General features: G+C 56.0%; 4 protein-coding genes. 2 read left to right on the top strand and 2 right to left on the bottom strand.

The features are described 5' to 3' along the window. Nucleotides 1–59: 59 nt before the first annotated feature. A complete protein-coding gene (rcsC, locus tag ENTMO_RS0116795) occupies nt 60–2,906 on the bottom strand; it encodes a two-component system sensor histidine kinase RcsC (protein ID WP_010433427.1) in 2,847 nt (948 codons plus the stop codon). 135 nt (nt 2,907–3,041) lie between these two features. Further along, nucleotides 3,042–5,678, bottom strand: a complete 2,637-nt coding sequence (gene gyrA / locus ENTMO_RS0116790) for a DNA topoisomerase (ATP-hydrolyzing) subunit A (RefSeq protein WP_010433425.1) — start codon at nt 5,676–5,678, stop codon at nt 3,042–3,044. A gap of 146 nt (nt 5,679–5,824) precedes the next feature. On the opposite strand from gyrA, the gene ubiG reads away from it, so the two are divergent. Both ubiG and nrdA read left to right on the top strand, forming a co-directional pair. Continuing rightward, on the top strand, nt 5,825–6,553 hold the full coding sequence (gene ubiG, locus ENTMO_RS0116785; RefSeq protein ID WP_010433423.1) for a bifunctional 2-polyprenyl-6-hydroxyphenol methylase/3-demethylubiquinol 3-O-methyltransferase UbiG: 729 nt from the start codon (nt 5,825–5,827) through the stop codon (nt 6,551–6,553). Between the two features lie 348 nt (nt 6,554–6,901). Then, the gene (gene nrdA, locus ENTMO_RS0116780) at nt 6,902–9,187 is read left to right on the top strand and encodes a class 1a ribonucleoside-diphosphate reductase subunit alpha (RefSeq protein ID WP_010433419.1); all 2,286 of its coding nucleotides are present in this window, start codon (nt 6,902–6,904) and stop codon (nt 9,185–9,187) included. Nucleotides 9,188–9,191 lie beyond the last annotated feature (4 nt).

Below are 9,191 nucleotides of genomic sequence, written 5' to 3'. Positions count from 1 at the left end.
CCCCGCCCCTCTCCCACAGGGAGAGGGGGAAAAACGTAAAAGGCCCTCGCGGGCCTTTTTTATATTCTGGTTTTTCTCACGCGATCCGCATAAATCGACAATGTCTGTTTCAGCACGTCCAGCGTCACCGGTTTCGACAGGCAGCTGTCCATGCCAGACTCCAGGCAGCGCTGCTTCTCTTCCGCCAGGGCGTTAGCCGTCACGCCAACGACCGGCAGCGTCAGGCCAAGCTGGCGAATACGCTGCGTCAGACGGTAGCCGTCCATGTTTGGCATATTCACGTCGCTCAGCACGATATCAATATGGTTTTTACTCAGCACGTTCAGCGCATCGACGCCGTCGTTGGCGGTTTTACACTGATATCCGAGCGAGCCAAGCTGGTCGGCCAGCAGGCGGCGGTTGATCGGATGGTCGTCTACCACCAGAATCATCATATCGTCATTCACCGACGCCAGCGCATCCGGTGACGGCAGTGCCGTTGCGCCATCGCTGTCTTCAAGCTGTACGCTGTAAATGCGCGCCAGTAGCCCTAACAGCTCATGCGGAGTTGCCACGCTGTGCACCCATTCCCCCGGCGCGCGCTCCAGCGGAATACCAATGTGGCGACGGCAGAACATGATCACCCCTCTTCCCGGCCACGCCTGTTCCGGCATGTCGTCAGCGATCAGCATATCGTCCACGTCCGGAGTCTGCCCTTCATATCGGCATACCCGTACGCCACTGTGGTTAAGCAGCGCCGTCAGATAATCATTGAGCGAAGCATTATGCACCGCCAGCCAGCAGCGCTTGTCGCTCAGCCCATCGACCGTCGTTTTAGCCGGATACTGCGCCGAGTAGAGCGGAATACGGATGGTGAACTGGCTTCCCATACCCGGCTCGGGGTCGACCGAGATATCCCCGTCCATCATGCTGATGAGCTTTTCACAAATCGCCAGCCCCAGCCCGGTACCCTGGAAGTTGCGCTGCACGCCCGTCCCGACCTGGAAGAACGGGTCGAACAGACGGACCACCTCCTTCGCCGGGATGCCCACGCCCGTATCACGCACGCGGATAGTCAGATAGTCTCCTACGCGGCACACGTGCAGCACAATACAGCCGATATCGGTAAATTTGATGGCGTTGCTCAGCAGGTTGGATATGACCTGCTGCAGGCGCATCGGATCGCCGTGCAGCGTCAGCGGCACGTCCGGTTCGATAAAGCAGTACAATCCCAGCTGTTTACGCACCACCAGCGGCAGATAGTTGGCGCTAATATGGTTCATGACCTCGCGCGGGGAAAACTCGCGCGGCTCGATTTTCAGCTGCTCTGACTCAATTTTTGAGAAATCGAGAATATCGCTAATGATTTTCAGCAGCAGGCTTGAAGAGTTGTTCATCGCCGTGACCAGGCGATCAACCCCTTTCGGCAGCTCTTTCGTCTGCAGCAGATCGAGGTTACCGATGATCCCGTAAAGCGGCGTGCGCAGCTCGTGGCTGACGGTAGCAAGGAACATCGATTTCGACTGGCTGGCCTGCTCGGCCGCCTGCGCCATCTCCTGAAGCGACTCTTCCATTTTCACGCGCGCGGAGACATCCACCAGCACGCAAATGGCCACGTTTTCATTGCGATAGCGCGAATGCACGAAGCTGATTTGCAGGTTGGTGTGGGTGCTGGTCAGCACGTCCACAAAGTTAACCTGCTGCCCGCAGATAATCTGCGTCAGCCGCTGCCTGTCCTCATGCGTCAGCATGTTCAGGTAGTTATGCGCCAGCTCGTTACTGAGGATATTGGTGCCGTCCTGGGTGCGCAGGATACAGATCCCCACCGGCGCAGAGGCGACAATCTTACGGTTAAACTGCTCATGTTCTTCGAGACGCTGGGCGTCTGCCTCTGCCGGAATAAATATCCGGCGCTCATACATGCGCGCCAGCATAAACAGTGCCACGCCCACCGCGATATTCAGCAAAATGGCATTGAGGATCAGGATGCGAATGCGTTCAAGCACCATATCCACCGGCACCGAATAGACAATGCTGAGCGACGAAGGCGGCAGACTTTTCTTCAACACCAGCTCGCGGAAACCGGAGGTGTAGCCAAACCACGACCGCTCCTGCATCCAGTGTGGATCAACGTTCAAACGGTTATCCGGCCCGGCGAGGGAGATCAGGGAATGACCGTTTTCATCGAGAATGGTCACCCCCATCGGCAGGCTGCCCGGCGTGAAGAAATTTTCCATGCGGATGGTTTGTTCAATGCCCAGCAGCGCCTGCAGGCGGTTGCCCAGATACACCGGCGTCAGGGCATAGAAGTAGCCCACGCCCGTGCGCGGGCCCTGGCTAATCCAGAAGATGTTATTCCCGCGCTCGTCCTGCGGCGCATTGCGGTATTTCACAATACGCTCATGCAGGCTTTTCAGCGCGTCATCACGCTCTACGGGCATGTCGCGCAGGCCAAAATCGGCCATGCAGAGATTTTCGCTGCCAATAAGATAGACGCGGTTCAGGTCATAGGCCGCGGAGAAGTTGTCACGCCAGTAGCGCATAAACCACGCCAGCGATTCCAGCGAGCCGCGCCAGGTGCTGCCCATTGCGGAGCAGTCAGAGTCCGGGAACAGGGGCTCAAAGTCGGGCACTTCGGTTTTATCATTGCGCCCACGAATGGCAAGAATACCGTTTTCCGCCGTCAGGCGATTCTCGGCAATGTACTTCAGCTCCTTCATGACGTCAGAGGTGCGCTGAATGTAGCGCTGGGCCTGATCGGAGCTGAGATTAAACTCCTGGCGGATCTCCGCTTCTTTCTGGTGTAGCGCATTAACGATGAAAAACACCGAGAACAGAGCCACCAGCAACCAAAGCAGTAGCGCCAGCGCCCGGAACAGATAGCGAGAGACTTTCAGCGTGGTACGAAAGGAGACGAGGTATTTCAAAGGGGCGAGGCTCCGCCATCGGGGTCAAAAAGAATGTGGTTAAGGTAGCGGTAAACGCGGCTTGTCGCAACGTTCACTTGTCTGCTTGTGCAAAAGAAAAGGGCCGGAAACCGGCCCTTTTTGCGTCAGGAGACATTACTCGTCAGCGTCATCCGCTGCATCTTCGTCGGTGTCCGCTTCCGGCGCGATTTCATCATCGCCTTCCGCTACCGTACCATCGATGGAGTCGAGTTCTTCGTCATCCACAGGCTCAGCAACACGCTGCAGACCCACCACGTTTTCATCTTCCGCTGTACGGATGAGGATCACGCCCTGGGTGTTACGACCCACCACGCTGATCTCAGATACGCGAGTACGCACCAGCGTACCGGCATCGGTGATCATCATGATCTGGTCGGCGTCGTCCACCTGCACCGCGCCGACAACGGAACCGTTGCGCTCGGTCACTTTGATAGAGATAACGCCCTGCGTACCACGGGACTTAGTCGGATATTCGCTTTCCGCCGTACGTTTACCGTAGCCGTTCTGCGTGACGGTCAGGATAGCCCCTTCGCCGCGTGGAACGATCAGGGAAACAACGGAGTCTTCACCCGCCAGTTTGATCCCACGAACGCCTGTTGCCGTACGGCCCATTGCGCGGACCGCGTTCTCTTTGAAACGCACCACTTTACCGGCGGCGGAGAACAGCATCACTTCATCGGAACCGGAGGTCAGATCCACACCGATCAGTTCGTCGCCTTCGTTCAGGTTCACGGCGATAATACCGGCCGAACGCGGACGGCTGAATTCGGTCAGCGCGGTTTTCTTCACGGTACCGCTCGCAGTCGCCATAAAGACGTTCACGCCCTCTTCGTACTCGCGTACCGGCAGGATAGCGGTGATACGTTCATTCGCTTCCAGCGGCAGCAGGTTGACGATTGGACGGCCACGCGCGCCACGGCTTGCTTCCGGCAGCTGATAGACTTTCATCCAGTAGAGACGACCACGGCTTGAGAAGCAGAGGATCGTGTCATGGGTGTTCGCCACCAGCAGACGGTCAATAAAGTCTTCTTCTTTAATACGTGCCGCAGATTTCCCTTTACCGCCACGACGCTGTGCTTCGTAGTCGGTCAGCGGCTGATACTTCACATAGCCCTGGTGAGACAGGGTGACCACCACGTCTTCGCGGTTGATCAGATCTTCAATGTTGATATCAGAGCTGTTTGCGGTGATTTCGGTGCGACGCGCATCGCCGAACTGATCGCGGACCAGCTCCAGCTCTTCGCGGGTCGCTTCCATCAGGCGGTCTGCGCTACCCAGGATATGCAGCAGCTCAGCAATCTGTTCCAGCAGCTCTTTGTATTCGTCGAGCAGTTTTTCATGCTCAAGGCCGGTCAGTTTCTGCAAGCGCAGATCCAGAATCGCCTGTGCCTGCTGCTCGGTCAGATAGTACTGACCGTCGCGCACGCCGAATTCAGGCTCGAGCCACTCAGGACGTGCCGCGTCGTCGCCAGCGCGTTCGAGCATCGCAGAAACGTTACCCAGCGCCCAAGGACGGGCCACTAATGCCGCTTTCGCTTCCGCTGGCGTCGGCGCACGGCGAATCAACTCAATGATCGGGTCAATGTTTGCCAGGGCAACGGCCAGCGCTTCAAGGATGTGGGCACGGTCGCGCGCTTTACGCAGCTCGAAGATAGTACGGCGGGTCACCACTTCACGGCGGTGACGCACGAACGCGCTTAGGATCTCTTTCAGGTTCATGATCTTCGGCTGACCATGGTGCAGTGCAACCATGTTGATACCGAAGGAAACCTGGAGCTGAGTCTGGGAGTACAGGTTGTTCAGCACAACCTCACCCACCGCGTCACGTTTGATCTCAATCACGATGCGCATACCGTCTTTGTCAGACTCGTCACGCAGCGCGCTGATACCTTCAACACGTTTTTCTTTTACCAGCTCGGCGATTTTTTCAATCAGACGCGCTTTGTTCACCTGATACGGGATCTCGTGAACGATAATGGTTTCACGACCCGTTTTGGCGTCCGCTTCCACTTCGGCGCGGGCACGGATGTAAATCTTGCCGCGACCGGTGCGGTAGGCTTCTTCAATACCACGACGACCGTTGATGATCGCCGCCGTCGGGAAGTCCGGGCCCGGGATGTGTTCCATCAGCCCTTCAATGCTGATCTCTTCATCGTCGATATAGGCCAGGCAGCCGTTAATCACTTCGGTGATGTTGTGTGGCGGAATGTTGGTTGCCATACCGACCGCGATACCGGACGAACCGTTCACTAACAGGTTCGGGATCTTGGTTGGCATAACATCAGGAATGCGCTCGGTGCCGTCGTAGTTATCGACGAAATCAACGGTCTCTTTTTCCAGGTCGGCCATCAGCTCGTGGGCGATTTTCGACATACGGATTTCCGTATAACGCATCGCCGCTGCGGAGTCGCCGTCAACAGAACCAAAGTTACCCTGACCATCTACCAGCATGTAGCGCAAGGAGAATGGCTGCGCCATACGGACGATGGTGTCATAAACGGCGGTATCACCATGCGGGTGATATTTACCGATGACGTCACCCACGACGCGGGCAGATTTTTTATAGGCTTTATTCCAGTCATTGCCCAATACGTTCATGGCGTATAGTACGCGACGGTGTACCGGCTTAAGGCCATCGCGGACGTCCGGCAGCGCACGGCCAACAATGACCGACATCGCATAGTCCAGATAGGAGCTCTTCAGCTCTTCCTCGATGTTAACCGGTGTAAGTTCTCTCGCAAGGTCGCTCATCTAACCGCTATCCCTCTACTGTATCCCGGATTCAAAGGTCGCAAATTATAACACAGCCGCGGTGATTGAGGTAAACCAATAAGCTTTATTCACCCGCGCGGGCTGATATACTCCTTTGTCTTGCTAAATAAGGAGTAAAAGCGCCCATGAATGCCGAAAAATCCCCGGTGGCTCACAACGTTGACCACGAAGAGATTGCCAAATTTGAAGCGGTGGCGTCCCGCTGGTGGGATCTCGAAGGTGAGTTCAAACCTCTGCATCGCATTAACCCGCTGCGTCTGGGCTATATCGCGGAGCGTTCCGGCGGTCTGTTCGGTAAGAAAGTGCTCGACGTCGGCTGCGGCGGCGGCATCCTGGCTGAAAGCATGGCGCGCGAAGGGGCCACCGTTACCGGCCTGGATATGGGCTTTGAACCGCTGCAGGTCGCCCGCCTTCACGCGCTGGAGTCCGGCATTCAGGTGGAATACGTGCAGGAAACCGTGGAAGAGCACGCGGCAAAACATACTCATCAGTACGATGTAGTGACCTGCATGGAGATGCTGGAGCACGTTCCGGATCCGCAGTCCGTGGTGCACGCCTGTGCAAAACTGGTGAAACCGGGTGGGCAGGTCTTCTTCTCGACCATCAACCGTAACGGTAAAGCCTGGCTGATGGCCGTTGTTGGCGCAGAATATGTGCTGCGCATGGTGCCGAAAGGCACGCACGACGTGAAGAAATTCATCAAGCCTGCGGAGTTGTTAAGCTGGGTTGACCAGACGTGGCTCAAGGAGCAGCACATCACCGGCCTGCACTACAATCCGCTGACCGATAAATTCAAGCTCGCACCGGGCGTAGATGTTAACTATATGTTGCATACCACCGCCAAAAACGACTAACGTCATTCGTTATTCTTATAAAGATTGCGCGACATCATGTTGCGCAATTCTGACCTCCCGTTGAAGAAATCAGCACTCGATCAAATTTTGAATTTTTTTTCTTAATTATTGACATGTCTTCCAGGCCTTACGGTACGAGGACTTAGCCTTTTTTACCCTTTCACAACCTCAATTTAACGTCAAAATCAACCCTTGTGCTGAAAAGATTCGATACTAGAATACTCACCATATAGCGTTTTTCTTATCGCAAACCCCCTATATGTAGTATTTATCCACAGAGTTAGTCACAAGACGGATCTGTGGATAAGCGGGGGATATTTTTTTATTTCACGGACAGGTAAACCCCACATGAATCAGAGTCTGCTGGTGACAAAGCGCGACGGTACCACCGAGCGTATCAATCTGGACAAAATCCATCGAGTTCTCGACTGGGCAGCAGAAGGACTGAACAACGTATCTATCTCCCAGGTTGAACTGCGTTCCCACATCCAGTTCTACGACGGCATCAAAACGTCTGATATCCATGAAACCATCATCAAGGCAGCGGCGGATCTGATCTCCCGTGAAGCACCGGATTATCAGTACCTCGCTGCACGTCTGGCGATTTTCCACCTGCGTAAAAAAGCCTACGGCCAGTTTGAGCCGCCTAAGCTGTACGATCACGTGGTGAAAATGGTCGAGCTGGGCAAATACGACACGCATCTGCTGGAAGACTATACGGAAGAAGAGTTCGAGCAGATGAACGGGTTTATCGATCACTGGCGCGACATGAACTTCTCCTATGCGGCGGTGGAGCAGCTCGAAGGCAAATGCCTGGTTCAGAACCGCGTAACCGGTGAGATCTACGAAAGCGCCCAGTTCCTCTATATTCTGGTGGCTGCCTGCCTGTTCTCTAACTACCCGCGCGACACCCGTCTGGAATACGTGAAGCGTTTCTACGATGCGGTATCGACGTTCAAGATTTCTCTGCCGACGCCAATCATGTCTGGCGTGCGTACCCCAACCCGTCAGTTCAGCTCCTGCGTACTGATTGAGTGTGGTGACAGCCTGGATTCCATCAACGCCACCTCCAGCGCCATCGTGAAATACGTTTCCCAGCGCGCCGGTATCGGCATCAACGCCGGTCGCATCCGTGCGCTGGGCAGCCCGATTCGCGGCGGTGAAGCGTTCCACACCGGCTGTATCCCGTTCTATAAGCACTTCCAGACGGCAGTGAAATCCTGCTCTCAGGGCGGCGTGCGCGGCGGTGCAGCGACCCTGTTCTACCCAATGTGGCACCTGGAAGTGGAAAGCCTGCTGGTTCTGAAGAACAACCGCGGCGTGGAAGGCAACCGCGTGCGTCACATGGACTACGGCGTGCAGATCAACAAGCTGATGTACACCCGTCTGCTGAAGGGCGAAGACATCACCCTGTTCAGCCCGTCCGACGTCCCGGGCCTGTATGATGCGTTCTTCGCCGATCAGGACGAGTTCGAGCGTCTGTACACCAAATACGAAAAAGACGACAGCATCCGCAAACAGCGCGTGAAGGCGGTAGACCTGTTCTCCCTGATGATGCAGGAACGTGCCTCTACCGGTCGTATCTACATCCAGAACGTGGACCACTGCAACACCCACAGCCCGTTTGACCCGGTTGTTGCACCAGGGCGCCAGTCGAACCTGTGCCTGGAGATCGCCCTGCCGACCAAACCGCTGGAAGACGTGAACGACGAAAACGGTGAAATCGCGCTGTGTACGCTGTCCGCGTTTAACCTGGGTGCGATTAAGAGCCTGGACGAGCTGGAAGAGCTGGCCGTGCTGGCCGTACGTGCCCTCGACGCCCTGCTGGATTATCAGGATTACCCAATCCCGGCCGCTAAACGCGGTGCAATGGGCCGTCGTACTCTGGGTATTGGCGTGATCAACTTCGCCTACTGGCTGGCGAAAAACGGCAAGCGTTACTCTGACGGCAGCGCCAACAACCTGACGCACCAGACGTTTGAAGCTATTCAGTACTACCTGATGAAAGCCTCTAACGAGCTGGCGAAAGAGCAAGGCGCGTGCCCGTGGTTCAACGAAACCACCTACGCGAAAGGCATTCTGCCCATCGACACCTACAAGAAAGACCTGGACGCGATTGTCAGCGAGCCGCTGCACCTCGACTGGGAAGGCCTGCGCGAGTCCATCAAGACCCACGGCCTGCGTAACTCCACGCTCTCTGCCCTGATGCCGTCCGAAACCTCTTCGCAGATCTCCAACGCCACCAACGGCATTGAGCCGCCGCGCGGCCACGTCAGCATTAAAGCCTCGAAAGACGGCGTGCTGCGTCAGGTCGTACCGGATTACGAGACGCTGGGTAACAACTACGAGCTGCTGTGGGAAATGCCTAACAACGACGGCTACCTGCAGCTGGTGGGTATCATGCAGAAGTTTATCGACCAGTCGATCTCTGCCAATACCAACTATGACCCGACGCGCTTCCCATCCGGTAAGGTTCCGATGCAGCAGCTGCTGAAAGACCTGCTTACCGCGTATAAGTTTGGCGTGAAAACCCTGTACTATCACAACACCCGTGACGGTGCGGAAGACGCGCAGGACGACATGGTGCCGTCAATTCAGGACGATGGCTGCGAAAGCGGCGCATGTAAGATCTAATAAA

Origin of the sequence: Enterobacter mori LMG 25706 (assembly GCF_000211415.1) — a bacterium.
GTDB classification, from domain to species: domain Bacteria; phylum Pseudomonadota; class Gammaproteobacteria; order Enterobacterales; family Enterobacteriaceae; genus Enterobacter; species Enterobacter mori.
The sequence above is the reverse complement of the archived record's forward strand: the minus strand, read 5'-3'. Positions and strand labels throughout refer to the sequence as shown.